The sequence below is a fragment of the Pengzhenrongella phosphoraccumulans genome, assembly GCF_045689905.1.
Taxonomy (GTDB): Bacteria; Actinomycetota; Actinomycetes; order Actinomycetales; family Cellulomonadaceae; genus Pengzhenrongella; species Pengzhenrongella phosphoraccumulans.
The window spans coordinates 93,510-117,629 of record NZ_CP144210.1 but is presented as its reverse complement, the minus strand read 5'-3'; the positions used below and the strand labels follow the sequence as shown (position 1 = coordinate 117,629).

Sequence of the window (24,120 nt, the reverse complement as noted above, 5' to 3'; positions counted from 1 at the left end):
TCGATACGAATGGAAGAAACCACGCGCGTGCGCCTCTCGAGCCCGATCCCGATCGATGACACCTCCGGCGAACCCCGGGTGGTGCCGGCCCGCGTCGCGCGGCTGCGGCCCTCGCGGGTGGGGTCGGACGCCGTCGGGCTGGCTCGGGTGCGCGAGCGCGTCGGCGCGTACGTGGCGCTGACCAAGCCGCGGATCATCGAGCTGCTGCTCGTCACGACGGTCCCGACGATGATCCTGGCCGAGCGCGGGTTCCCGTCCGTCGCGCTGGTGCTCGCCACCCTGGTCGGCGGCACCGCCGCGGCCGGCTCGGCGAACGTCCTGAACTGCTACATCGACCGCGACATCGACCAGCTCATGAACCGCACGAAGCGGCGCCCGCTCGTGACCGGGGAGATCTCGCCGCGCGCGGCGCTCGTCTTCGGGTTCGTGCTCGGCGCGCTCGCCCTGGTGTGGTTCGCCCTGGTCGTCAACCCGGTGGCGGCCGCGCTGACCGCCGGGGCGATCGTCATCTACGTCGTCGGCTACACGATGATCCTCAAGCGCCGCACGCCCCAGAACATCGTCTGGGGCGGGATCGCCGGGTGCATGCCCGTGCTCATCGGCTGGTCGGCGGTCACCGGCTCGCTCACCTGGGCGCCCGTCGCGCTGTTCGGCGTGATCTTCTTCTGGACGCCGCCGCACTACTGGCCGCTGTCGATGAAGTTCCGCAAGGAGTACGCCGCCGCCGGCGTGCCCATGCTGCCCGTGGTCGCCGGGGACAAGAAGGTCGCCACCGAGGTCATCACCTACGCGGTCGCGATGATCGTCTGCTCGCTCGCGCTCGTGCCGCTGGCCGGGATGACGTGGGTGTACGCGGTCGCCGCGCTCGGCCTCGGCCTGTGGTTCCTGGCGGCGTGCATCGGGCTCTACCGCCGCGCGCTGCACCCCGGCACGGTCAAGCTCGGCGAGATGCGCCTGTTCCACCTGTCGATCACGTACCTGACCCTGCTGTTCCTCGCGGTGGCAGTCGACCCGTTCCTGCCCTTCTGATCGATCGTGCCTGAGCCGTCGGTCTCGATCGATCCAGGGGTGAGCTCTACCCCGGAGCCCGGCACGCTGCGCGTCGTCGTGCAGGAGTACCTCGCGCACCTCGCCGTCGAGCGCGGGCTGTCGGTCAACACCCTGGCGGCCTACCGGCGCGACCTCGACCGGTACGTCGCCCACCTCGAGGCCCGCGGCCGCCGCACGCCGACCAGCATCACCGCGGCCGACGTCGAGGAGTTCGTCGTCGCGCTGCGCACCGGGTCCGACGGCGGCGCGCTGCTGTCGCCGTCGTCCACGGCGCGCGCGGTGGTCGCCGTGCGCGGCTGGCACCGGTTCTGCGCGCTGGAGGGGCTGGTCACCGTCGACCCGGCGAGCGCCGTCCGGCCCCCGGCCCAGCCCAAGCGCCTGCCCAAGGCGATCTCGACGTCCGACGTCGAACGCCTGCTCGAGGCTGCGAGCGTCGGCGACGGCCCCGGCCCGCTGCGCGACCGCGCGCTGCTCGAGCTGCTGTACTCCACCGGCGCCCGGATCTCCGAGGCGATCGGGCTCGACGTCGACGACGTCGACCTGACGGTGGACCGTGCCTCGGTCCGGCTGTTCGGCAAGGGCCGCAAGGAGCGCATGGTCCCGGTCGGGTCGTACGCCGTGCAGGCGGTGGAGAACTACCTCGTGCGGGCCCGGCCGATGCTGGCCGCGCACGGCCTAGGCACCCCAGCCCTGTTCCTCAACGCCCGCGGGGCGCGCCTGAGCCGGCAGAGCGCGTGGGCCGTGCTGCGGGCCGCCGCGCGTCGCGCGCAGCTGCCTGGTGCCGAGCACATCTCGCCGCACACCCTGCGGCACTCGTTCGCCACGCACCTGCTGGCCGGGGGAGCGGACGTGCGCGTGGTGCAGGAGCTGCTCGGGCACGCGTCGGTCACGACCACGCAGATCTACACGCTCGTCACGCCCGATACCCTGCGCGAGGTCTACGCCGCCTCGCACCCGCGCGCGCTGGGCTGAGCTCCCTCGCGCACGGCGCTGTTCGAGGCGGACGAGGCAGGCAAAACCGCACGTCGCCACGCGCGGCGCGTTTGTGCGTCGACCCACCGAGCCGCTGGGGTAACTTGAGTGCGTGAGCAGCCAGACCAGTTCCGGAACGTCCGCCACAGCGGAGGCAGCCCTTCTGGACCCGGTCGGCAGGCTCCTGCCGATCTTCCCGATCCCCGCCCTGCTGACGTCGCACGGTCCGGCGCGGATCATCGCCCTGTGCAACCAGAAGGGTGGCGTCGGCAAGACGACCACCACGATCAACCTCGCCGCCGCGCTCGCGGAGTACGGCCGGCGCGTGCTGGTCGTCGACTTCGACCCGCAGGGCGCCGCGTCCGTCGGCCTCGGCGTGAGCCCGCACGAGCTCGACCTCACCGTGTACAACCTGCTGATGGAACGCAACGCGTCCATCCACGACATCATCTGCAGCACAGGGATCAAGAACCTCGACCTGCTGCCGGCGAACATCGACCTGTCCGCCGCGGAGGTCCAGCTCGTGGGCGAGGTGGCCCGCGAGTCGGCGCTCAGCCGCGTGCTGCGCCCGGTGCTCGACGACTACGACGTCATCCTGGTCGACTGCCAGCCCTCGCTCGGGCTGCTGACCGTCAACGCGCTCACCGCCTCGCACGGCGTGCTGATCCCGCTCGAGTGCGAGTTCTTCGCGCTGCGCGGCGTCGCGCTGCTCGTCGAGACCATCGAGAAGGTCCGCGACCGCCTCAACCCGCGCCTCGAGGTCGACGGCATCCTCGCCACGATGTACGACTCGCGCACGCTGCACTCGCGCGAGGTCATCAACCGGGTCAAGGAGGCGTTCGGCGACACGCTGCTGCACACCGTCGTCGGGCGCACCGTGAAGTTTCCGGACTCCTCGATCGCCGCCGAGCCGATCACCACCTACGCGCCGACCCACGCGGGCGCCACCGCGTACCGCCAGCTCGCCCGGGAGCTCGTCGCGCGTGGCGACGCAGCCTGACGCTCTGCCCGAGAACGCAGTTCCAGCGGCCGCCGGGCAGCCCGACGCCGTCGTCAGCCCGATCGGGTCGTCGGCGTTCGAGGTCCACCTGGAGATTTTCTCCGGCCCGTTCGACCTGCTGCTCGGCCTGATCTCCAAGCGCAAGCTCGACATCACCGAGGTCGCGCTCGCCGAGGTCACCGACGAGTTCATCGGGTACCTGCGCGCGTCGGACGCCGCGGGTGGCCCGCAGTGGGACCTGAGCCAGGCCAGCGAGTTCCTGGTGATCGCCGCGACGCTGCTCGACCTCAAGGCCGCCCGACTGCTGCCCGCGGGCGCGGTCGAGGACGCCGAGGACCTCGAGCTGCTCGAGGCCCGCGACCTGCTGTTCGCGCGGCTGCTGCAGTACCGCGCGTACAAGGAGGTCGCCGCCGCGATCGCCGTCCGGCTCGCCGCGGAGGGTCGCCGCTACCCGCGCACCGTCTCGCTCGAGCCGCAGCTCGCGGCGCTGCTGCCCGAGCTCGTGTGGCAGATCGGCCCCGAGCAGCTCGCCGCGCTCGCGGCCAAGGCGATCGCGCCGCGCGCGCCGGCGCCGGCGGTCGACCTCAGCCACGTGTACGCGCCGGCGGTGAGCGTGCGCGAGCAGGCCGCGATCCTGGTCGAGCGCCTGCGTCGCGGCGGGGCGGCGTCGTTCCGCACCCTCGTGGCCGACGCCGGCTCGCCGCTGGTCGTCGTCGTCCGCTTCCTCGCGCTGCTGGAGCTGTTCCGGGAGGGCGCGGTCGGGTTCGAGCAGGTCACCCCGCTCGGGGAGCTGACGGTGCGGTGGACCGGGACCGACAAGGGCGAGATCGAGGTCGTCGACGATTACGACGACGTGGAGGAGACCACATGAGCGAGTCCCAGACCAGCGCGGACGAGGCTGCCGACGTGGATGCGGTTACGGACGTGCCTGAGGCCGCCGACGTGCCGGAGGCCGCCGACGTGAGCCAGGCCGCCCAAGCGGTCGCGGCCGGCATCGCGGCGGACGAGCTCGCGTTCGACGTCGCGGACCTGCCCGGCGGCGCGCTCGCCGCGCTCGAGGCCGTGCTCATGGTCGCGGACGAGCCGATCCCCGCGGTCCAGCTCGCGAGCGTGCTCGCGCTGCCGACGGCGGTCGTCGAGGAGCTGTGCCGCGAGCTCGCGGCGGAGTACCGGGGCGAGGCCGTCGTCGGGCAGGCTGGCGAGGCGGGGCAGCCCGCAACCCGGCCCCGCGGGTTCGACCTGCGCCGCGCCGGCAACGGCTGGCGGATCTACACGGCCCCCGCGTACGCGGACGTCGTCGGCCGCTTCGTGCTCGAGGGCCAGACGGCGCGCCTGACCCAGGCCGCGCTCGAGACCCTCGCCGTGATCGCGTACCGTCAACCGGTCACCCGCGGGCAGGTCTCGGCGGTGCGCGGGGTCAACGTCGACGGCGTCGTGCGGACCCTCACCTCGCGCGGCCTGGTCGCCGAAGTGAGCGTCGATCCGACCAGCGGTGCCGTCCTGTACGGGACTACGGGATACTTCTTGGAGCGGATGGGGCTGGGTTCGCTCGAAGAGATGCCGCCCCTGGCACCGTACCTTCCAGATTTCGACGCCTTCGAAGGCGTAGACGATGTAGCAGGAGATGACACGTGAGCACGAGCACTGGTGGCAATCGCCCGGAACGCGGACAGCGGGGAGCGGGTCGCACCTCCGGCGGAGCGCCGGCCCGGCAGCGGCCCACGCTCGGCCGACCGGCCCGTCCGGTGACCCCGCCCGAGCCCGAACGTGACGTGCACGTCGCCGACGGCATCCGCCTGCAGAAGGTGCTCGCCACCGCGGGTCTCGGCTCGCGGCGCGCGTGCGAGGACCTCATCTCGTCCGGTCGCGTCACGGTCGACGGCGTCCAGATGCACGAGCTCGGCGTGCGGGTCGACCCGGCCAAGGCGATCATCCACCTCGACGGGATGCGCATCCAGCTCGACACCTCGCTGGTGACGATCGCGCTGAACAAGCCGCTCGGCGTCGTCTCCACGATGCACGACCCCGAGGGTCGCCCGTCCCTGGCCCGTTTCGTCGCCGACCGCGACGAGCGCCTGTTCCACATCGGCCGGCTCGACGCCGAGACCGAGGGGCTGCTGCTGCTCACCAACGACGGCGAGCTGGCCAACCGGCTCGCGCACCCGTCGCACGTGGTCCCCAAGACCTACCTCGCGTACGTCGAGGGCCGCGTGGCCTCGAACGTCGCGAACAAGATGCTGCACGGCATCATGCTCGAGGACGGCATCGCCAAGGTCGACAAGTACCACGTGGTCGACTCCACCCCGCAGGCCGCGCTCGTCGAGATCGTGCTGCACGAGGGCCGCAACCGCATCGTGCGTCGCCTGTTCGAGGAGGTCGGCCACCCGGTCAACCGCCTCGTGCGCACCCAGATCGGCCCGATCCGGCTCGGCGACCTGCGCTCGGGCACGACCCGCGTGCTGTCCCAGCCCGAGGTCGGGTCGCTGATGTCCACGGTCGGGATGTGACCGCGGCGTGAGCCTCGACGCCCCCGCTCCGGTCGCCACGCGCGGCCCGGTGCGGGTCGTCGGCACCGGCCTGCTCGGCGCGAGCGTCGGGCTGGGCCTGTCCACCCGCGGCGTCGACGTCGTGCTGTGGGACCCCTCGCGCACCGCGCTCGCCCTGGCGCGCGACGTCGGGGCGGGCCGCACCGCCCGGCCCGACGACGCCCCGGTCACCCTCGTGGTCGTCGCCGCGCCGCCCGACGTGACGGCCGACGTCGTGCTGGCCGAGCTGGCCGCGCACCCGACGGCGATCGTCACCGACCTCGCGAGCGTCAAGGGCCACGTGCTCGACTCGCTGCGCGCCGCGGGCGCCGACCTGAGCAGGTACGTCGGCTCGCACCCGATGGCGGGCGGGGCGCGCTCCGGCCCGGCCGGCGCGCTGCCGGACCTGTTCCTCGGCCGCCCCTGGGTCATCACCGACTCGGGGGAGTCGTCCCGCGAGGCCCTGCTCGCCGTGCGGACGCTGGCGGCCGACCTCGGCGCCGTGCCCGTCGCGATGCACCCGCGCGCGCACGACGACGCCGTCGCGGTCATCTCGCACGTGCCGCAGGTCGCCGCGAGCCTGGTGGCCGCCCGGCTGCGCGACGCCGAGCCCGCCGCCCTGGACCTGTCCGGCCAGGGGCTGCGCGACGTGACCCGGATCGCCGCGAGCGACCCCGCGCTGTGGACCTCGATCCTCGCGGCCAACGCCGAGTCGATCGGGCCGGTGCTCGTCGAGATGCGCGCCGACCTGGACCGCATCATCGACGCCCTCGCGCAGGCCGCCGCCCCCGGCGCCGCGCCCGAGAGCGTGCCCGGCGCCCTCGGCGTGCTCGCCCGCACCATCGCCGACGGCAACGCCGGCGTGGCCCGGATCCCCGGCAAGCACGGCGGTACTCCGCGGGCGTACGCGGTCGTCACCGTGCTCGTGCCCGACGCACCCGGCGAGCTCGCGCGGCTGCTCACCGATGTCGGCGCCGCAGGCGTCAACCTCGAGGACCTGCAGCTCGAGCACTCCTCGGGCCGGCCCGTCGGCATGGCCGCGGTCTGGGTGCTGCCCGGCCGCGCCGACCACCTCCAGAAGGAGCTGACCGCACGCGGTTGGCGCCTCGCCAGCTGATAGGACCTTCCATGCTCGGCACGACCACCGTTCCCCTCCCGCTCGTCATCGCGATCGACGGGCCGTCCGGTTCCGGTAAGTCCTCGGTGTCCAAGCGCGTCGCGGCCCGGCTCGGGCTCGCCTACCTCGACACCGGCGCGATGTACCGCGCCGCGACGTGGTGGTGCCTCGAGCGCGGCGTCCGGCTGGACGACGCCGACGCCGTGGCCGCCCAGGTCGTCGCGCTGCCGCTGGTAATGGGCGTCGACCCTGCTGCGCCGACTGTGTTCGTGGGCGGTGTGGACGTCGGCGAGGCGATCCGCGACACCGCCATCTCGACCGCCGTCAGCGCGGTCGCCACGAATCTTGCGGTGCGCGCCGAGCTCATCCGGCGCCAGCGCGCGGAGATCGCCGCGCAGGCGTTGCCCGGTTCGTTCTCCGGCGGGCGCGGCGTGCTCGCTGAGGGCCGCGACATCACCACGGTGGTGGCGCCCGACGCCGACGTTCGCGTGCTGCTCACGGCGAGCGAGGACGCCCGGCTCGCGCGCCGCGCTCTTGACGTCCATGGCAGCGCCAGTGCCGCCGCGATGCTCGCCACCCGCGACCAGGTGCTTCGCCGCGACGCCGACGACTCGACGGTGGTCCAGTTCCACGTCGCGGCCGACGGCGTGACGACGGTGGACTCCTCCGACCTGGACCTCGAGCAGACCGTGCAGGCCGTGCTCGACGTGGTCGCCCGCGTCGCCGGACGCCAGGGGTGACTGGCACCGAGCGGACCGGGCCGTCGGCGTGGGGGCCGCGCTGGTCGCACTGGGTCGGGCATTTTCTCGCCTACGGGGTGTGGGACACGCAGGTGACCGGGCTGGCGCACGTGCCGGCGAGCGGGCCGGTGCTGTTCGCCGCGAACCACACCAGCGCCATCGACGGGCCGATCCTCGTGGGGGTGACCCCGCGGCCGGCGCACTTGTTGGTCAAGGCGGCGAGCTTCACTGGGCCCACCGGCGTGCTGCTGCGCGCCGCGGGGCAGATCCCGGTCGAGAAGGACGGCGGGCGGCTCGCGCTGCACAGCGCGCTGGACGTGCTGCGGCGCGGGGGAGTGGTCGGGGTGTTCCCCGAGGGCACCCGCGGCCGCGGCGACGCGACCAGCGCACAGGCCGGCGTCGCCTGGCTCGCGTTGAACGCGCCCGCGCCGGTGATCCCGGTCGCGATGCTGGGGACCCGGCGCACGGGGGACGGCGTCGGGCGCGTGCCCGGGCTGGGGCGGTGCATGGCGGTGGAGTTCGGCCGGCCGCTGGTGCTGGAGCGCACGCCGGGCACGTCCGGGCGGGCCGCGCTGGAGGCCGCGAACGAGGCGATCCGGGTCGCGCTGGCCGCCCTGGTGACCTCTGCGGCGGCACGCACGGGGCTCGCGCTGCCCACCGACGACCCCCTGCGATCGGGAGCCGGTTCGGAGTAACTCCCGCGGGCTGGGAGGATAGGGGTATGAGTGGACCTGACCAGACCCTGCCCGACGAGTATGTGCCTGACGTGACGGCACCCGTCGTGGCCGATGCAACCGCGGTGTCGACCGCGGACGAAACTGAGATCGACCTGGCCCGGGAGCGCGCGCTGCGCGCCGGGATGGCCGAGTACGAGCTCGAGGACGACGACCAGGAGCTGCTCGACGGCTCCGGGGCCGGCCCCGAGGGCGAGGGGCCGTCGGCCCCGCTCCCGGTGCTGGCCGTCGTCGGCCGCCCGAACGTGGGCAAGTCGACGCTGGTGAACCGCATCCTCGGCCGCCGCGAGGCCGTCGTGGAGGACAAGCCCGGCGTGACCCGTGACCGGGTGAACTACCGCGCCGAGTGGGCCGGGCGCCACTTCACCGTGATCGACACCGGTGGCTGGGAGGTCGACGCCAAGGGCATCGCCGCGCGGGTGGCCGAGCAGGCGGAGATCGCGATCTCGCTGGCCGACGCCGTCCTGTTCGTCGTCGACGCCCAGGTGGGCCCGACGGCGACCGACGAGCGCGTCGTGAAGCTGCTTCGCAAGGCCGGCAAGCCGGTCGTGCTGTGCGCCAACAAGGTCGACGGGCCGCGGTCCGAGTCGGACGCGACCGACCTGTGGAGCCTGGGCCTCGGCGAGCCGCACCCCGTCTCCGCGCTGCACGGGCGCGGCACGGGCGACCTGCTCGACGCCGCCATGAAGGCGCTGCCGACCGTCTCCGCCCATGGCGCTGAGATCCCCGAGGGGGGCCCGCGCCGGGTCGCCCTGGTCGGGCGGCCGAACGTCGGCAAGTCGTCGCTGCTGAACAAGATCCTCGGGCAGGACCGCGTGGTCGTCGACTCCGTCGCCGGCACCACGCGCGACCCGGTCGACGAGCTGGTGATGCTCAAGGGCAAGCCGTGGTGGTTCGTCGACACCGCCGGCATCCGCCGCCGCGTGCACCAGACCTCGGGTGCCGACTTCTACGCGTCCCTGCGCACGCAGACCGCGATCGAGAAGGCGGAGGTCGCCGTCGTGCTGGTGGACGCCTCGGTGAAGATGACCGAGCAGGACACCCGCGTGATCTCTCAGGTGGTCGAGGCCGGCCGCGCGCTGGTGATCGCGTACAACAAGTGGGACCTGATGGACGAGGACCGTCGCCCGTTCCTCGAGCGCGAGATCGACCAGGACCTGGTGCAGGTGCAGTGGGCGCCGCGGATCAACTTCTCCGCGAAGACGGGGTGGCACACGGACCGGATGGTTCCGGCGCTGGAGCGCGCGCTGGCTTCGTGGGAGACGCGGATCTCTACCGGGAAGCTGAATGCGTTCCTGGGGGAGCTCGTGGCGTCGCACCCGCACCCGTTGCGTGGGGGGAAGCAGCCTCGGATCCTGTTCGCCACGCAGGCGGCTACTTGTCCGCCGCGGTTCGTGCTCTTTACCACCGGGTTCCTTGAGGCCGGGTACCGGCGGTACATCGAGCGGATGCTGCGGGAGACGTTCGGGTTCGAGGGGACGCCGATCTCGATCTCCGTGCGGGTTCGGGAGAAGCGTCGGCGTTGAGGCTTGTGAGGTGAGGCGGCCCCGGTTGCTGGACCCGAAGGGGTTCGGCGGCCGGGGTTTGCTGTTGTTTGGGGGCTGTTGCTCGGCTCCGTTGGTGCCGGACGGGCGTCCGGTCGCGTTGGCCGTCCGAGGGCCTTGTGGGGGCGGGGGGTCGGCCGTGGCGGTGACTGCGGGCGGGGCCGCTGGTCGTGCCCGACGACGTCTGCCCGTCTCGGTTGGTCCCCGCTTGGCTCGCGCGGGGGCGGGTCGGGAGTCGGGGCGTCGGTGAGGTAGTGTTTCCGCTGGCCCTCCGGGGCCGGCGGGCTGTAGCGCAGCTTGGTAGCGCACCTGACTGGGGGTCAGGGGGTCGCAGGTTCAAATCCTGTCAGCCCGACCGTGTGAGATGGTCTCGGACCTGCATATGTGCAGGTCCGGGGCTATTCTTGTTCTCCGAGATGGACGGTGACCGCAACCGAAAGGTCGCCGAAATTGAGTCACAGGGGAAAAACAGGGGAAAAACTCCTCCGCGGGGCCCGCACCGAGTGTGGTCACCGGCCGTCCGGCCGAAGCCACGTCCGAGCCAGGCCGAGGTGGCTGGAGCGGGCCGCACACCTGTCGTGCATGAAGACCAACTCCATGCCCAGCGGCGGGCTTGAGCCGCTGATGAGTATCGATGCCCTCTCGGAACTTCTGGGGGTGCCGATCAAGACGATCAAGGACTGGCGGACCAAGGGTGAAGGCCCCACCGCCTACAAGATCGGCAATCACGTGCGGTACGCGGCCTCGGACGTGCGCGCGTGGCTCGAGCAGTGCCGCGAGCAGTCGGCTGGCATCGCGCCCGGATACGGGAAGCGGTGATCGACGGTGGCACGACCGCGCACACCTATCGGCGCTTACGGCGAGACCTACTTCGAGGAAACCCCCAGCGGCAAGATCCAGGCCGAAGTCCGATTCCGCGATCACGCCGGTCGACCGCGCAAGGTCAAGGCCACCGGACGATCCAAAGCCGAAGCACTTCGCAAGGTCAAACGCAAGATTGCCACCGACGAGCTGGCTACCGCAGGCACCGATGAGCTGACGGCGGACTCGCCCTTCACTGACCTGGTTGACGCCTGGCTGGCAAGCCTTGACGGTTCCCACCGGCTGGCCCCCAGTACCCGGTACAGGTACGAGCGGGACATGCGCACCCTCGTGCTCCCGGCTTTCGAGCACTTCACGCTGCGAGAGATCACTGTGCGCAAAGTCGACCGGCTGCTCAAGGAGCTGTACCAGCTCAGCTACAACCGAGCACAGAAGGCGAAGGTCGTGCTCAACCTGTGCTTCAAGCTTGCGGTGCGCTGGGAGGCGATCGACCGCAACCCCGTCGCCGGGGTCGAGACTCTGCATCAGCCCGCGCACCAGGCCAGCGCTCTGACGCTGGAGACGGTTGAAATCGTCCGAGCAATGGTGGCCGCGTGGGAGCGACATCCCGATGGCAAGCCAGGACCGAAGCCTGATGGGCAGGTAGGGGCGATCATCGAGACGATGCTCGGCACATCGGCCCGAATCGGTGAGGTGCTTGCCCTGCGCCGTTGCGACGTGGACCTCGAAACGATGCCGCCGACGGTGCGGATCGCCGGCACGATCATCTCGCTCGACGATGGACCGACGTTCCGTCAAGACCACCCAAAGACAAACAGATCGCGGCGGACCGTGACCATCCCCGCGTTCGCAGCCACAGCGCTGGCACAGCGCCTCGCGAGAATCGGCGACGTCGAACCGGAACACCTGGTCTTCTTCACCCGCAACGACACCCCGATCACGACAAACAACTTCCGGCGCACGCTGCGGACCGTCCTGAAGAAGTCGGATGCGGCAGGGGTGACGCCGCATGCGTTTCGTCGGACGGTAGCCACGACCATCGATCGGGCCGGCGGTATTGACCTTGCCGCCGAGCTGCTCGGACACACCTCCACCGAGATCACGCGGGTGCACTACATCGAGCCAAATGAGCTTGTGAACCCAAAGACGGCCGACATCCTCGAGCGGATGCTTGCGCCTGGGGCGAATCCGCTCGGCCCAAAGAAGGACCCGCACCCAAAACGGGTGAGCGCGTCCAAGAAGAAGTCCCCCAACTCGGACGGTGTCAAGAAGTCGAAGGACTCGAAGAAGTCCAACAAGCGACGGCTCGGCGAGAGCAATGATGGCCCGCCTATGAGCGTCATCGTGTGAACGGGCCGGACGGTCACCGTCCTCACGGCGGCGGCTGAGGAAGTCCCGCCCCGCTCGAGCGCGGGTCCGTTCACCAGAGTCCGAGCCCTGGTTCGCCGTGGGCTGGGTCGTCCCAGTCGGGCGCGTCGTCACTGGTGCCCGGCTCTCGGTCCATCGCCGGTGCCGCGTTCAGACTCGCGCCGCCCACCGCGTGTTGCTCCGCATCGTGGGCTGCGACGTCGAGGCGGGTGGCGCGCGACTCGTACGTCAGGCCTGCCTGGCGCGCCTGGGTGGCGATGTCCTCCAGGGCGTCGCTCAGGTCGGCCTCGAACAGCGCTGGGTCGGCGGTTACGGTCAGCGCGTTCGGGCCGCCGTTGAAGGGATCGACGCCAATCTGTCCGAGCACGTAGTCGGGTCGTTCGTCGAAGTAGTTGTTCAGCAGGAGCATCCGACCGTCAACGGTGATCGGGGCTGCGTAAATGAAGTCGAGCTCTTGGCGCACCGTGCCGGGCGCTGCGCGGTGCAGGAGCAGCAGGTCGGTCGGGTTGTCGGTGCCGGCGATGTTGCGTTGGATGCCGCCGGGTAGGCGCACCGCTCCGATGAGTTCGGCTTGGTCGGCAATCTGCTGTCGGACCTTGGTGTGGGGGGAGTCGAGCAGGTCGTGGGAGGCGAGGATGACGGTGAGTCCGCCCGGTCTGGTGAGGTTCAGGGAGGCCAGGGTCAGCAGGTCCTGCCAGGCGTTGCGTTGCGTCTGGTGGGCGGGGTGGGTGAACTTGACGTCGTTGTACGGCAGGGCGCCGATGACGAGGTCGAATCGCTCGGTGACGTCGGTGAACTTCTCGGCCTGGACTGGGTAGCCGAGATGATCGGCCGGGCCGACGGTTGCGGTCAGTGAGGCGAAGCCGTGGCCTTTAGCCTGGGGATGGCCGAGGAACGCGGTCGGGTCGTCGCCGTGGACCAGGACACGCCCGGAATCGAAACCCAGGGTGCGCAGTGCCATCCACAGGTGTCCGGTCATGATGCGGTGCGGGCGCAGTGCGCTGGTGTGCTCGCTGTCGTCCATCGCGACCCGGTCGGCGCGCTCTCGCCATGACGGATCGTCGGGGCCGGTCATGACGCACCAGCCTCGGTCTGACCGAGCCAGTCCTGGCCAATCAACAGCGTCAACACTCCCCGATCGGCGCCTGCAGCTTCCCGGCGCCGGGCGACGTCCGCGGTCACGAACGCCTGGAAGTCGGCCTGACGGTCGACGATGGGTCGCTCGGGGGCGATGGTGTGCGGCGCTTCGCCGGGCCAAGCGGTCTGCCGGGTCGGTCGGTCGGTGTCGATCTTCGTTCCGCAGGTCGCGACCCACTCGCGCAGCCGGGTGCGCGATTCGGCGAAGTACCGTTGGAACATCAGCGGCGACGTGGCTTGCGCGCCGGGGCCGTAGGCGTTGAGCCAGTACGTGTGCAGCGCGGACAGCTCCCACACGAGCTCCGGGTGGCGGTGCCACAGCGGCGGGATGACGTTGGGCGCGAGGCCGTAGTCCTTGCGCACCTGGGTCACCCACCGGTCCAGCCGGTGCCACTGCGCGCGGGCGTCGGCAGGGGTCAGGTCATGCCAGTTGACGACCGGGATCCGCGGCGGTTGGAGGGAAACGGGTTGGTCACGGGTCGCGTTGGGCGGCTGTTGGCCGGTCGTGCCAGTGCGACGCGCGGCGGTGTCGGTGGGGTCGCTGGTCATCGTCGCGGGCCCCTTAGATGGCGCCGGCTGGCGCGGGGATGGCCGCGACCGCCGCGTCAGCGGTCGGCGCGGTAGAGGTCGCCTGCTCGTCGAGCTCGCGGCTGCGGGTGGCGCGCCGGCTGCGCTGGCGGGTGCGGACCACCCGGTAGGTGGTTCGCTTCGCGTCGTGGCCGATCCGCTCGGCGACGAAAACGCTCCCGGTCGACGGGGCGTAACCCACCCGGCCCGAGGCGACAAAGACGTCGCCGCTACGAAAACGACGCGACACCCGCTCGGCCGCGTCGCCATAGACGTACAGGAAGAAGTAGATCCTGCCCGCGGGTCGGCCGGGCCCGACCGGGTCGTTCACCGGCGCGTCGACGCCGACCCGGGCCCGCACGTAGTGCACGCCTTTGACTGTTTGCTCGAGCGTGCCCATCGACACGATGAACCCAGCAACGCAGGTCTGGGTAGGGATCGTCATCGCAACCTCCAACTGCCGGGCGGTGCCGGATCGGCAACCGCTGTCGACTGTTAGGTGTGCGCGGCACCCCGGGGTCGCGATCGCCGAAGGGCACCGGAGCCGTCGCGCCCGGCGGGCTAAGCACGCACAGGTGCGAGCGGGCAGGACGGTCAGCACTCGGTTGCGGCTAGGTAGCGCGCCGCAAGGACCGTTCGACGGCGGCACGATCGGCGGCGAGCTGGGTGGCGTCGGGGCGCCGCGTCCAGGGACGCAGGTCGGTGACCAGAGGTGGCGCGGAGCGCAGCAGGACCAGGGCGGTACCAAACGGCAGGGTGCGGATCACCTCGGGTGGCATGACCGCCACGCGCCTGGTTGATTGCTGAACCGATCGTGAGCCGTAGTCGCCCCGCGTGACGGAGTCGGTCTGCTCGTCGCGTTCGCCGACCAGGGCGGACAGGTCTTGCAGGTCGCGCGCTGCGGAGGTGCCACCCAGGACGATCTTGACGATGGACGCGTCCCAGATCGCTCCCGCAGCGTGGTCACCCCACTTGTCTCGCGCTTGGGACAGGGACTGCAGCACGGTCATGGTGGTGATGCCGGTGCCACCGCCTTCGGCCATCAGCACCGGCAGGGACGGCAACGGCGACAGGTTCCCGATCTCGTCCAGGGCGAGCAGCAGTGGTGGATCCAGGCGGGCGCCGGTGGAAGCTGCAGCGAGGTGACGAGCCGTTTCGACGAGGTCTTCGATGAACGCTGCAACCAGGGACCAGGACGCGCCGGCGCCGGCGCCGGTGGCCAGCAGGTACAGGGTGCCGTTGCGGGTGAGGAACGTGGTGGGGTCGAAGTGCTCACCGGGTCGGGGGGTGACGGCGTCCATGACGCGCGGGTCAGCCAAGCAGGACAACGCCAGGGACACGCCCATCCAGATGGAGTCTCGGGTGCGCGGGTCGGAGTGGATCATCGCGTCCAGGGACTCCGACCAGCCCGGTGCGGCGTGGGGGTGGGAGGCGAGGATAGCGACGGCGTCGGCCGCAGTTGAGGGTGACAGCGACCAGGAGAACAGCTGGCGGGGGGTGCACTCTCCCAGGGCGGCGGCGTGCAGGAGGGCTTGGAGTGCGGTGCGGGTCTTGCCTTCCCAGAACCCGCCGGACTCGACCCCGCCGCTGGACAGTCCGGTGGCCGAGGACAGGCCGGTGGCGCGGATCATCGCGGTCAGCGGGTTCTCACACCCGCGCACCGGCGACCAGCGAAACCCGGTCGGGAGCCCTTCGGCCAGCTGTTGTGGGTCGAACACGGCCACGGGCCCGCGATCGCGCCGGGCGGTGATCGTGGCAGCGAGGTTGTCCGGTCGCGTCGAGGTCGCGATAACCGCCCCCGGGGCGTCAAGGATGGCGTTGATGACCAGGTGCAGGCCTTTGCCTGAGCGGGGCGGGCCGAGCAGGAGCATGGAGTCTTCGACGCAGGACCACACGGTCTGCCGGTGGGCGGAACCCAGCAGGTAGCCCACGTCGCACGGTCGGGGACTGCTCAGCGAGGGGCGCAGGGTGGTCGAACGTTTCAGCAGGGACTTCGGTGAGGCGAAAACGGCGACGTCGCGAGCGGTCGCGGTACCGACCAGGCGGTGCGGGTCGGGCGACGTCGTGCGTAGGCGCGCTCTGAGCCGCCACCCGAACCAGGCCACCGCAGCGAGCCCTGCGAGCAGGAGCGCCACGACGATCCAGTACCCGACGGGGTTCAGACCCGGTGCGTGCAGCGCGGTGGCGGGGTTGGCCGGATCGGTGAGCACCCGCACCCCGGACTCGAGCCCACCGGCGGGTTGGTCGGTGCGGGCGATGAAGGCGGTGATGGTGGCGGCGAACCGGAGCAACCCGGCCAGGGCGGCGAAGCAGATCAGCAGGACCAGGGCGAAGTTGACCAGTTCGTCGTTGACCGCGCCGGAGCCCTGGTGGGGGGCGCTCATGCGGCCCGGTCGCCACCGGCGGCGGCGATCGCCTCACCGGTGGGGTCGGAGACGATCAGCGTCTGGGATTCCAGGCCGAACATGATCAGCACTCCGGGGATCCGGTTGAGCAGGGCGCCGGGCAGGGGGAGCCGGGCCACCCCGTCCGCACGCGCGGTGCGGGTGGAGACAACGACGGCGATGTAGACATCCTCACCCGGTGCGAAGCCGTCACCGGAGATGCTGAACGCCGGCTCCGGCCCCCGTGGCGTACTTGCCGGGTTCCCCGCCGCGCGGGTGTTCGCGAGCGGGCGGGGTGACGGGTCAGGGGTTTGCGGGTGGATCGGCACGTCGGGGTCGAACACGTGGGTGTACCGCTCACCGGTTGAGTCGGTGAGCTCGGCGAACACGCACCGGTCGATCAGGCGCGCGAGGTCGCGGGCTGGCTGCCACGGGTCGGGGATTGTTTGGGCGTAGTCGGCGGGGAGGTCCTGGGTGCGGCCATCGACTGCGACGCTCAGCGACTTGTCCGCTCGCTCGAGGATGAACATGCGCGGCAGGTCAGGCTGCGGCTGGGAGTTCACAACGTCACCCCTTCGGGGTCGGCGGACAGGTTGAGGGCGAGATCTGGATCCGGCTCGCCGCTGGGCTCGCCAGGCGCTGGTTCGGTGGGGTGGGTCGGGCGGCCCGGGTGTGGTGCGCGGTTCAGGCCGGGTGGGTCGCCCGTGGGGATCTTGTCGGTCTCGAGGCGGTCCAGGATCGCGAGTGCGGTGGTGCGCACGCGGTCGGCGGTCGCCGCGATCACCTCGACCGGGTCCTTGCCGGGCACCGATGACGCCCACGTCGCCACGTACGGGACGGTGTAGGGGGAGCTGTCCATCTGGTGGGCTGCGAAGAGCATCAGGGCCACACTCTCCGCTTCGACTTCCGCGACCCCTCGATGCCCGGCTGCGTCGGGGCTGCCGGGTCCATGCATCAGGACGTGGGCGAGTTCGTGGCCCAGGGTGCGGCATTTTGACGCGTCGTCGACGTCGCTGCGGATGGACACGGTCCGGGTCAGGTAGTTGGTGGTGCCGTTGGCGCCATCGATGGCTGCCGCGTTCGGCACGGCGGTCAGATCGAACCCGTGGTCGGTGACCTGTTGGGCGAGCCCTGCCCACAGCCCGTCGGGTGCGCGACCTTGGAGCAGTTGTGGTGCAGGCGGCGACGGGAGCGGGGGACCGTCGGTGCTGGACACGTCCCACACGTGGGCGACTTTGGTGTTGACGAGCTGGGTGCGCAGGATCTCACCGCGTCCGGGCTTCTCACCGGGGCCGAGGCGGTGCCACGCGCTGCGGGGGTCGGACCAGTGGTTCGCGGCGAAGCGCGCGACGACCGGGGCGAGGATCGCGTAGCCGTGGGCTCCGCGGTGGACTTGGTGGCCGATGGACTGCCACTGGCGGTATCCCGCCACGAACGTCGGCACCGGTTGGCTCACCTGACCTTGTTGGTACGCCTGGTGATGCTGGACGTAGATCAGCAGGGTGTTGCTGAACGAGCGCGAGCGGAACCGTGCGGCGAACTCCATCGCCCGGCGCCAGTCCTCGCCGGTGACCAGCGCCGCTACGGACTGCGCGAGCGTGGTGTGCACGGCGGCGAGCTTGGCCTCGCGGTCGGTCGTGGTCTGGTTCGCCATGGCAGCCTCCTGGAGATCGGGGTCGGTCTACCCAGTAGGTGTGCGGACGCCCCCAGCGGTTTCCCCCCGGGCGCGGCGACCCGTGTCGAACAAGGTCGCCTCGTCGGGGTGGAGCTGTGCCTGCACAACAAAGCTGCGGTTGCGGATGCGCCACAGTCTTTGGCCGTCCCCGAGGGTGGGCAGCAGGGCTTGCTCGGTGCGGGTCAGGGCGAGCGCGGTGGCGGTGTGCGCGAGCTGGTCGGGCTCTTGGCGGTAGATGACCCGGGTCTCGGCGTTCGCGAGCAGCGAGGACGCGATCGCCCGCAGGGCCGAGCCTTGGTCGCCGACGTTGTCCAGGTCGGAGAGCTTGTGGAAGATCAGCACGTTCGCGATGCCGTAGTGGCGGGCCAGGCGCCAGTGGGCGTCCATGCGGCGCAGCAGCGCGGGGTGTTGCATCAGGCGCCACGCTTCGTCGTAGATGACCCAGCGTTGCCCGCCGTTCGGGTCGGCCAGGGCGGATTCCATCCACGCCGACGAACACGTCATCAGCACCGACAGGGCGGCGCTGTTCTGCGCGACGCGGGACAGGTCGAGGGACATCATCGGCAAGGTCGGATCAAAGCGGACCGTGGAGGGCCCGTCGAACATCCCGGCCAGGTCGCCGGCCACGAGTCGGCGCAGCGCGTGGCCGACCAATCGGCCGTCTTCGGTCAGTCGCCGGTCGGCGCCGTGGCGGTTGTTGGGTGCCAGGATCCGGTCCACGACCATCGGGAGGACCGGCACCTGCGACGAGCGCACGGTCTCGGCCAGGGCCACGTCGATGGCGGTGTGTTCGAGCGGCGTCAGGCGCCGATCCAGGACGGTCTCGGCGAGCGCACCGAGCAGGTCGCGGCGCCGGGTTGCCAGGTGGATGGTCCACTGGGCGTCGTCGAAACCGGTGGGGCGGTGGCCCTCGTCGAGGGGGTTGAGCCTGTTCGCCAGGCCAGGGCCGAGGGCGATGGCGCGCCCGCCCACGGCTTCGGCGACCGCGGTGTGCTCACCTTTGGGGTCACCGGGTACGTAGACGCGGCGTCCGAATGCGATCGATCGCGTGTACAGGGACTTGACCAGGGACGACTTGCCCGACCCGACGATGCCGGCCAGCACCATGTTGGGGGCGGTGATCAGCCCACGCTGGTAGAGCACCCACGGGTCGTACACGAACGAGCTGCCGGAGTACAGGTCTTGGCCGACGAAGACTCCGTCGGCGCCGAGGCCACCTTCGGCCAGGAACGGGTACGCGCCCGCCCAGGTCGCTGAGGTGTCTTGGTGGCGCGGTAGCCGCAGCCGGCCGTGGGTCCGCAGGGCCGCGGGGCCCGGCTCGCCGGCCTTGGGCAGGTACGCCGTGGCGCGCCGCTGGTCCCGCTCGGTGCGTAGATCGGCCACCGCGGCGGCCTTCGCGGCGTCCTGCTCGAGGGCGCCCAGGCGGGCGGCGGCCGCACGGCGAGCTTTGCGCAGCTGGCGCCGCTCACCTGTGGGTGCCACGAGGACTGCGGTGCGCAGCCGCGAGGGTGCCCGGTTCATCGCGGCTCCCGGATCTGCGCGTGGCCGTGGGCGACAGCGTGCATCGTCGCGGTGGCAGGGTCGTCGCGGCGGTGCGCGGCGGCGATCTGGGCCATGGGCGGACCCTTCAGTCGTTCAGGCCGGGGCCGCCGGCTTCGCGGTGCGCGCCGAGGTCGAGCCCGTCACCGTCGGCGGTGATCTCGACCTGGGGGGAGCGCTGCTGCTGGGGTGGGGCGGGTGGGTACCACGCGATGCGACCGGACTGGACGGAGGCCTCACCCAGTTCGTCGTCGACCTTGCCCAGCAAGGCCGCCGCCCGACGCAGCGCCATCGCCGCGTTGTGCGCATGGGCGCGCCCTTCCAGGGCGTTGCCGGCGTCGGTGTGCGCCAGGTCCTGGTGGGTGACGTGCGCGGTGGCGAGCTGGGCGTAGACCTGCTGCATTCGGCGGTTCGCCGCCAACAGGCTGCCCAGCACCCAGTACGTGTCGCCGGCCTTGCCCTCGAAGCTGCGCGTCGCGTTCGCGAGCGCCCGTACCTGATCGGCCAACTCGTTGGCCGAGTCCATGGGGTCAGAAAAGCTCGTCATCACAGCCTCCAGATTCGGGCGCAGAACACATACCAGGAGGTGTGCGCGGCGCCCCAGGTCAGGACGCGACCCCGACTAGGGCGATGGCGAGATACGCGCCGCCGACAAGCGCCGGGCCGAATGGCACGTCATCTGCCCCCTGGTGGGCCAGCTGCCACAGTGCGAACGGAAGCGCCAGCAGGTGGGCTAACACGACGAACGCGACCACGCACGGCCAGCCGGCCCATCCCGCAAAGATGCCCAACGCTGCGGCTAACTTCACGTCGCCGGCCCCGACGCCGACGAAGCGCCACAACACCAGGTAGAACACTGCGACCGCAACGCCCGCGGCGAGCGCGCGACCATTCGTCGCCGGGGCGCCGATCGACGCGGCCGCCACACCAAGCCCGACGACGCCCACCGTCGCCGCCGCCACAGTCAGCGGTGTCGGGATGCGTCGGGTCGCCGCGTCCACGACCCCCGCCGCCGCAGCGATCGGACACAGCGCCACAAGCGCGGCCACCAGCAGCGGGTCGCCAACCCCGAACACGGCCACGCAGCCCAAGATGAGCGTCACGACGATGATCTCGGGGCCGTGCGCCGCCACGAGTTGACCCGTGGTTGCGCGCACGGGGTCGGCGTCGGTGGCCGTGCCAGCCGACGACCTACCCTCGCGGGCACCCTTGATCACCGGCCCACCGTAGGGAGCACCGCACACATCACAACAGATCCGTTGTTGGGGCTGTGGACGACGGTGAACCCACTCGCTCGGGTCGTGCAAACGTAGGGGCGGTGACGACCGACCAGCCCCCGCGATTCATCAGCCTGGCTCGCGCGTGCCAGACGTTGGGTATCAGCTCGAGCCAGGGGTACGCGCTGGTCAAGAGCGGCCAGATCCCCGCGATCCAGATCGGTGGGCGCGGAATCTGGCGCATCGAGGTCGGCGAACTGGAGGCGTACATCCAGCAGCGGTACGCCGCCACCCGGACAAAGGCCGAGCAGGCCGGTGGGGCGGGCGACATCAACGGCGGGTGACGGCGTTGGCCCACACCCACGCGAAGCCTTCACGCCCGTGGGGGTCGAGGTAGCGAACATGAACCTGCCGGATCGTCCAGCCGACCGCATACCCGTCGCATTCATGGTTGCCGGACTGGTGCGCACCGATCCACACCCGCACCGGCAGCGGATCGGCCGGCTCAACGACCCGCTGCCCCTGGCGTTCCTCCTTGGGTGCGTCATGGGCAGCGTCGCGCATCGGGACCTGCTCGATACCCGTTGCGCCGACGCGTCGGCGTCCCTCTCCGGTCACCGCACCCAACTCCCGTCCTCGAACAAGTGTTCGAGGATCAGTCTAGGTCGGTCGGCACAGTGGTAGGGCTGCGGCGGTGAACGCTTGAGCTTGTTGTCCCCACAGCCTGCGGGTCTCGCACGAGGCTTGGATGGCGGCTTGCTCGATCGCGGCCACGGCCCGCTCGAGTTCGGTGGGGTCCGGGGCGCTGACGGTGATCAGCCCGGTGGCACGCAGGATGCCGTGGCCGGCGGTGAGGTCCGTTTCTTGTTGGAGCACGTCGGCGTACTCGGCACTTTGGGACGCGTCCTCGATCTGACCGATCTTCGCGCGTTGGGCGGCGTCGGCGAGGTACTCGGTCTTCTTCTTGCGGATGTCCCTGGCAGCGACGTCGGCGCGCACGGGGGTGAAGAGCATCGTGAAGGTGCGGCGCACGCCCGAGGTCCCGATCAGCGGGGCCAAGAAGGAGGGGTAGACCACGGAGCGGGGCCACTCGGAGATCCACAGCACGCAGTGGTAGGCGGAGTCGGACCGGGTGTGCTGCCATTCTTCGGCGGCCGAGACCGGTCCGGCCGTGGCCAGGTCGCGGCCGGTCGTACCGCGGCGGTCCAGGGCAGCGGCCACGACCGGGTCGTAGGCCGAGCGCAGGATGAGTGCCAAGTCCGCGGGGGTGAGCAGGTCCGAGGGGGCCAGGTCCGCAGCCCGTAGCGCCGAGGCCAAGGACTCCATCTCTTGGCGCAGCACTGCGGCCGCACCACGCATCGCCCCGCCGGCCGCGCGGATGGGGCGGGCGCAGGCGCGCAGGTCGATCGAGAGCGAGAGGGTCGACGCGTGGCGTTCACCTGCGGGGCCGGCGCGGTCGATGAGTTCGCCGTAGGTGCGCGTGACCCAGGTATCGGCGCGCGACCCGTGCGCAGCCCACCAGTGCGCCAGGCCCTTGCCGGAGTCGGGCACGGTTCGCTCGCAGACCTGAAGGGCGCCGACGCGACCGGAACGGCAGGCGGTGGCGAGGACGCGGCCCCAGCCGGCCACGCGGCGCTGCTGCTCGGCGGGATCGAGGAGGATGAAGGCCGGGTGGGTGAGGTTGACGATCGCGGTGAGGGTCCCGGCGTGCGGGTCGTGGATCATCGCGCCACCGGTGACCGCGTCGGTCCACAGGCGAAGCCTCGCGGCGTCACCGGGTAGGGCCAAGGTGCCGTAGGGGCGGGGCATGGTCAGGCGCCGGTGGAAGACGTTCTGGCCGGTGGCGGCGCGTTGGGCGAAGCGGGCCGCGATCGGAACCCACGCGATGACCGGGCTTCCGGCGATCCGCACCCACACCAGCGCGGCGAGTACGGCGAGGACCGGTGCGGTGTATGCGAGCGCGTGGCCGCCGAGGTAGAGGGACGCCACCAGGGTGAGTGCCCCGATGCCGACGACGGTGAGTTGGGCCAGGGACAGGCCCAGCAGCACCCCGCGACGGGCCAGCCGGGAGAACTTGACCGATTCGACGTCCGAGGTGGCGCCGGTGTGCGGGGTGGTCGTCATCGTTGGTCTCCTTGACTGGGGGAGGTGGCGGCGTCGTGCTGGCGCTGGGTAGCCCCGGCAACGGAGTGCCCGGTGGCCTGGCCGGCGGCCCAGGTGCGCTGGGTGGCCACGGCTGCGGCGGCTACCGCACCCACACCGGCGCCGACCGCGGCGCCTCCACTAGCACCGGCCGCCGCACCGCGGGTCGACCCGCCGCCCGCCCCTGCGGTCGCGGGCGCCGACGGCGCGGGCGCCGCCGGGCTGGCCGAGGAGGTGGTGGGAGGCCGGGGCGGTGAGGACCCCTTGGCGCCCTCGAGCACGGGGGCCGGGGCGGGGCGGGTGAAGCTGCTCGGGGTTGGCAGCGGCCGGTTCAGGGCGTGCTTGGCTTCTTGTTCGCTGCTCATGGCGTGGTAGAAGTCCACGCCCATGAAGCTGATTGCCTTGTACGTCAAGTACGGGGCGAAGCCGGCGATGAGCATCAACACGACACCGGAGATCGGGTCTGACAAGGACTGCAGGTCGGAGCTGATCGGCGCGGCTTGCTCGGTGACAGCGAGCAAGAAGAACACCACGATCACAAGCTTGCTCACGATGAGTGCGAGCACGAGGGTGGCCCAGCGCGAGACCCAGCCCCGGGTGGCGTCCCACGACATCCCGGCCATCGCGATGGGGGCGAAGACGATCGCGACCAGGAGCAGGGCTTTGCGCACGAGCAAGCTGATCCAGATGATGAACGCACCGCCGATCGCCAGGGACGCCACGAACAAGCTGAGCAGGGCGCCGACACCCGGGGCGAGAGGGATGGTCAACGTGATGCCACCGGCGAGCAGGGCGATCCTTGCGCCGAGATCCTCCATCGTGGTCCCGGCGGCGCCCACGATGCCGATCGTGAGCTGGTCGGTGATCTGCAAAGCGATCGCGATCAGGGTCAGCACAATGAACGAGCTCAAGATCGACTTGGCCAGCCCCACCGCGGCGCGCGAGAGTGCGGCGCCTTCACGGCGGACCATCGCGGCAGTGACTTGAAGCAAGAAGAACGCGAGCATCACGAACACGGCGATGCCGAACAGCTGGTTGTACACGGACGTGAACCGGCCGCTGGTGATGTCGACGAAGGTTGTGGCTTCGAAGATGGACCACATCGACTCGAACAAGTACGCCGCGGCCTGCCCGGCGACCTGCGCGGCCTGTTCGAACCCGGTGATGAACCAGTTTGTTGCGCCCTGCGTTGCGGCCGCACACAGGCCACCGACGACGGGTACTTCGCATACGCCCATGAGTGGTCGCCTTCCTTGCGATTCGGTGCTCAGATGCTTTGGCCGACGGTCCAGAAGAAGTTCACGAGGGTGACCGACGCGCCGCAGATGATCGCCGCGCCCAGGGCGATCAGGACGCCGGTCTTGCCGCGGCCGGCCAGGTGCGGGTTGGAGGAGTTCGCACCCATGGCCCACACGATCGCGGAGATGATCAGCGCCAAGACGGCGAGGATCAGTCCGACGGTCATGATCGCGCCCACGATGGTCCGCAGCGCTTCGATGCCGGGCAGGCCGGTGGTGTTGGGGGTGATATCGATGCTGGCCAGGGCGCTGGCCGCAGTTGTGATGGGCAACATGGTGGTTCTCCTTG

At 71.0% G+C, this 24,120-nt stretch carries 26 protein-coding genes and 1 tRNA gene; 14 read left to right on the top strand and 13 right to left on the bottom strand.

Going from position 1 to position 24,120, the window contains the following annotated elements:
- Positions 1 to 9: 9 nt before the first annotated feature.
- From VTA80_RS00605 to xerC, 13 genes are all read left to right on the top strand, one after another.
- A complete protein-coding gene (locus VTA80_RS00605; protein ID WP_407343493.1) occupies positions 10 to 1,029 on the top strand; it encodes a heme o synthase in 1,020 nt (339 codons plus the stop codon).
- A gap of 39 nt (positions 1,030 to 1,068) precedes the next feature.
- Positions 1,069 to 2,022, top strand: coding sequence for a site-specific tyrosine recombinase XerD (xerD, locus tag VTA80_RS00600; RefSeq protein WP_407343492.1), 954 nt, complete (start codon positions 1,069 to 1,071; stop codon positions 2,020 to 2,022).
- Positions 2,023 to 2,134: 112 nt separating this feature from the next.
- Complete coding sequence (locus VTA80_RS00595; protein WP_407343491.1) at positions 2,135 to 3,022, top strand: ParA family protein; 888 nt, start codon at positions 2,135 to 2,137, stop codon at positions 3,020 to 3,022.
- A complete protein-coding gene (locus VTA80_RS00590) occupies positions 3,006 to 3,893 on the top strand; it encodes a segregation and condensation protein A (RefSeq protein WP_407343490.1) in 888 nt (295 codons plus the stop codon). Before VTA80_RS00595 ends, VTA80_RS00590 begins: the two co-directional genes overlap by 17 nt.
- Positions 3,890 to 4,657 (top strand): SMC-Scp complex subunit ScpB, encoded by a 768-nt coding sequence (locus tag VTA80_RS00585; protein ID WP_407343489.1) that lies wholly within the window; start codon positions 3,890 to 3,892, stop codon positions 4,655 to 4,657. The genes VTA80_RS00590 and VTA80_RS00585 overlap by 4 nt, the downstream gene beginning before the upstream one ends.
- Positions 4,654 to 5,529: a pseudouridine synthase gene (locus VTA80_RS00580; protein ID WP_407343488.1), complete on the top strand. Its 876-nt coding sequence runs from the start codon at positions 4,654 to 4,656 to the stop codon at positions 5,527 to 5,529. The genes VTA80_RS00585 and VTA80_RS00580 overlap by 4 nt, the downstream gene beginning before the upstream one ends.
- Before the next feature lie 7 nt (positions 5,530 to 5,536).
- Positions 5,537 to 6,664 (top strand): prephenate dehydrogenase, encoded by a 1,128-nt coding sequence (locus VTA80_RS00575; protein ID WP_407343487.1) that lies wholly within the window; start codon positions 5,537 to 5,539, stop codon positions 6,662 to 6,664.
- Positions 6,665 to 6,675: 11 nt separating this feature from the next.
- On the top strand, positions 6,676 to 7,404 hold the full coding sequence (gene cmk, locus VTA80_RS00570; RefSeq protein WP_407343486.1) for a (d)CMP kinase: 729 nt from the start codon (positions 6,676 to 6,678) through the stop codon (positions 7,402 to 7,404).
- Positions 7,401 to 8,099 (top strand): lysophospholipid acyltransferase family protein, encoded by a 699-nt coding sequence (locus VTA80_RS00565; protein ID WP_407343485.1) that lies wholly within the window; start codon positions 7,401 to 7,403, stop codon positions 8,097 to 8,099. Before cmk ends, VTA80_RS00565 begins: the two co-directional genes overlap by 4 nt.
- 26 nt (positions 8,100 to 8,125) lie before the next feature.
- Entirely contained in the window at positions 8,126 to 9,664 is a 1,539-nt protein-coding gene (gene der, locus VTA80_RS00560; protein ID WP_407343484.1) for a ribosome biogenesis GTPase Der, read from the top strand.
- Positions 9,665 to 9,963: 299 nt separating this feature from the next.
- A tRNA-Pro gene (locus tag VTA80_RS00555) sits at positions 9,964 to 10,037 on the top strand.
- 227 nt (positions 10,038 to 10,264) lie between these two features.
- The gene (locus VTA80_RS00550) at positions 10,265 to 10,501 is read left to right on the top strand and encodes a helix-turn-helix domain-containing protein (protein WP_407343483.1); all 237 of its coding nucleotides are present in this window, start codon (positions 10,265 to 10,267) and stop codon (positions 10,499 to 10,501) included.
- Positions 10,502 to 10,507: 6 nt separating this feature from the next.
- Positions 10,508 to 11,854, top strand: a complete 1,347-nt coding sequence (gene xerC / locus VTA80_RS00545; RefSeq protein WP_407343482.1) for a tyrosine recombinase XerC — start codon at positions 10,508 to 10,510, stop codon at positions 11,852 to 11,854.
- A gap of 70 nt (positions 11,855 to 11,924) precedes the next feature.
- Here the strand turns inward: xerC and VTA80_RS00540 are convergent, their stop codons facing one another.
- The 9 genes from VTA80_RS00540 to VTA80_RS00500 form a co-directional block, all read right to left on the bottom strand.
- Complete coding sequence (locus VTA80_RS00540) at positions 11,925 to 12,947, bottom strand: hypothetical protein (RefSeq protein WP_407343481.1); 1,023 nt, start codon at positions 12,945 to 12,947, stop codon at positions 11,925 to 11,927.
- Complete coding sequence (locus VTA80_RS00535) at positions 12,944 to 13,558, bottom strand: hypothetical protein (RefSeq protein ID WP_407343480.1); 615 nt, start codon at positions 13,556 to 13,558, stop codon at positions 12,944 to 12,946. Before VTA80_RS00535 ends, VTA80_RS00540 begins: the two co-directional genes overlap by 4 nt.
- Positions 13,559 to 13,571: 13 nt before the next feature.
- Positions 13,572 to 14,021: a hypothetical protein gene (locus VTA80_RS00530; RefSeq protein WP_407343479.1), complete on the bottom strand. Its 450-nt coding sequence runs from the start codon at positions 14,019 to 14,021 to the stop codon at positions 13,572 to 13,574.
- A gap of 166 nt (positions 14,022 to 14,187) precedes the next feature.
- The gene (locus VTA80_RS00525) at positions 14,188 to 15,960 is read right to left on the bottom strand and encodes a type IV secretory system conjugative DNA transfer family protein (protein ID WP_407343478.1); all 1,773 of its coding nucleotides are present in this window, start codon (positions 15,958 to 15,960) and stop codon (positions 14,188 to 14,190) included.
- The gene (locus tag VTA80_RS00520; protein ID WP_407343477.1) at positions 15,957 to 16,523 is read right to left on the bottom strand and encodes a hypothetical protein; all 567 of its coding nucleotides are present in this window, start codon (positions 16,521 to 16,523) and stop codon (positions 15,957 to 15,959) included. The genes VTA80_RS00525 and VTA80_RS00520 overlap by 4 nt, the downstream gene beginning before the upstream one ends.
- Positions 16,520 to 17,614 carry an ArdC-like ssDNA-binding domain-containing protein gene (locus VTA80_RS00515; protein WP_407343476.1) on the bottom strand — a complete coding sequence of 365 codons (1,095 nt, stop codon included), beginning with the start codon at positions 17,612 to 17,614 and terminating at the stop codon, positions 16,520 to 16,522. The genes VTA80_RS00520 and VTA80_RS00515 overlap by 4 nt, the downstream gene beginning before the upstream one ends.
- 27 nt (positions 17,615 to 17,641) lie before the next feature.
- Positions 17,642 to 19,156: an ATP-binding protein gene (locus VTA80_RS00510; RefSeq protein ID WP_407343475.1), complete on the bottom strand. Its 1,515-nt coding sequence runs from the start codon at positions 19,154 to 19,156 to the stop codon at positions 17,642 to 17,644.
- Between the two features lie 106 nt (positions 19,157 to 19,262).
- Positions 19,263 to 19,721 carry a hypothetical protein gene (locus VTA80_RS00505; protein ID WP_407343474.1) on the bottom strand — a complete coding sequence of 153 codons (459 nt, stop codon included), beginning with the start codon at positions 19,719 to 19,721 and terminating at the stop codon, positions 19,263 to 19,265.
- A 58-nt stretch (positions 19,722 to 19,779) separates the two neighbouring features.
- Complete coding sequence (locus VTA80_RS00500; RefSeq protein ID WP_407343473.1) at positions 19,780 to 20,391, bottom strand: prepilin peptidase; 612 nt, start codon at positions 20,389 to 20,391, stop codon at positions 19,780 to 19,782.
- A 101-nt stretch (positions 20,392 to 20,492) separates the two neighbouring features.
- On the opposite strand from VTA80_RS00500, the gene VTA80_RS00495 reads away from it, so the two are divergent.
- Positions 20,493 to 20,735 carry a helix-turn-helix transcriptional regulator gene (locus tag VTA80_RS00495; RefSeq protein WP_407343472.1) on the top strand — a complete coding sequence of 81 codons (243 nt, stop codon included), beginning with the start codon at positions 20,493 to 20,495 and terminating at the stop codon, positions 20,733 to 20,735.
- Here the strand turns inward: VTA80_RS00495 and VTA80_RS00490 are convergent.
- The 4 genes from VTA80_RS00490 to VTA80_RS00475 form a co-directional block, all read right to left on the bottom strand.
- Positions 20,722 to 20,955, bottom strand: a complete 234-nt coding sequence (locus VTA80_RS00490) for a hypothetical protein (protein WP_407343471.1) — start codon at positions 20,953 to 20,955, stop codon at positions 20,722 to 20,724. The two genes, VTA80_RS00495 and VTA80_RS00490, sit on opposite strands and share 14 nt — an antisense overlap.
- 96 nt (positions 20,956 to 21,051) lie before the next feature.
- Complete coding sequence (locus VTA80_RS00485) at positions 21,052 to 22,515, bottom strand: SCO6880 family protein (protein ID WP_407343470.1); 1,464 nt, start codon at positions 22,513 to 22,515, stop codon at positions 21,052 to 21,054.
- Complete coding sequence (locus VTA80_RS00480; protein WP_407343469.1) at positions 22,512 to 23,771, bottom strand: conjugal transfer protein TrbL; 1,260 nt, start codon at positions 23,769 to 23,771, stop codon at positions 22,512 to 22,514. The genes VTA80_RS00485 and VTA80_RS00480 overlap by 4 nt, the downstream gene beginning before the upstream one ends.
- Positions 23,772 to 23,800: 29 nt before the next feature.
- Complete coding sequence (locus VTA80_RS00475; protein WP_407343468.1) at positions 23,801 to 24,106, bottom strand: DUF6112 family protein; 306 nt, start codon at positions 24,104 to 24,106, stop codon at positions 23,801 to 23,803.
- Positions 24,107 to 24,120: the final 14 nt, after the last annotated feature.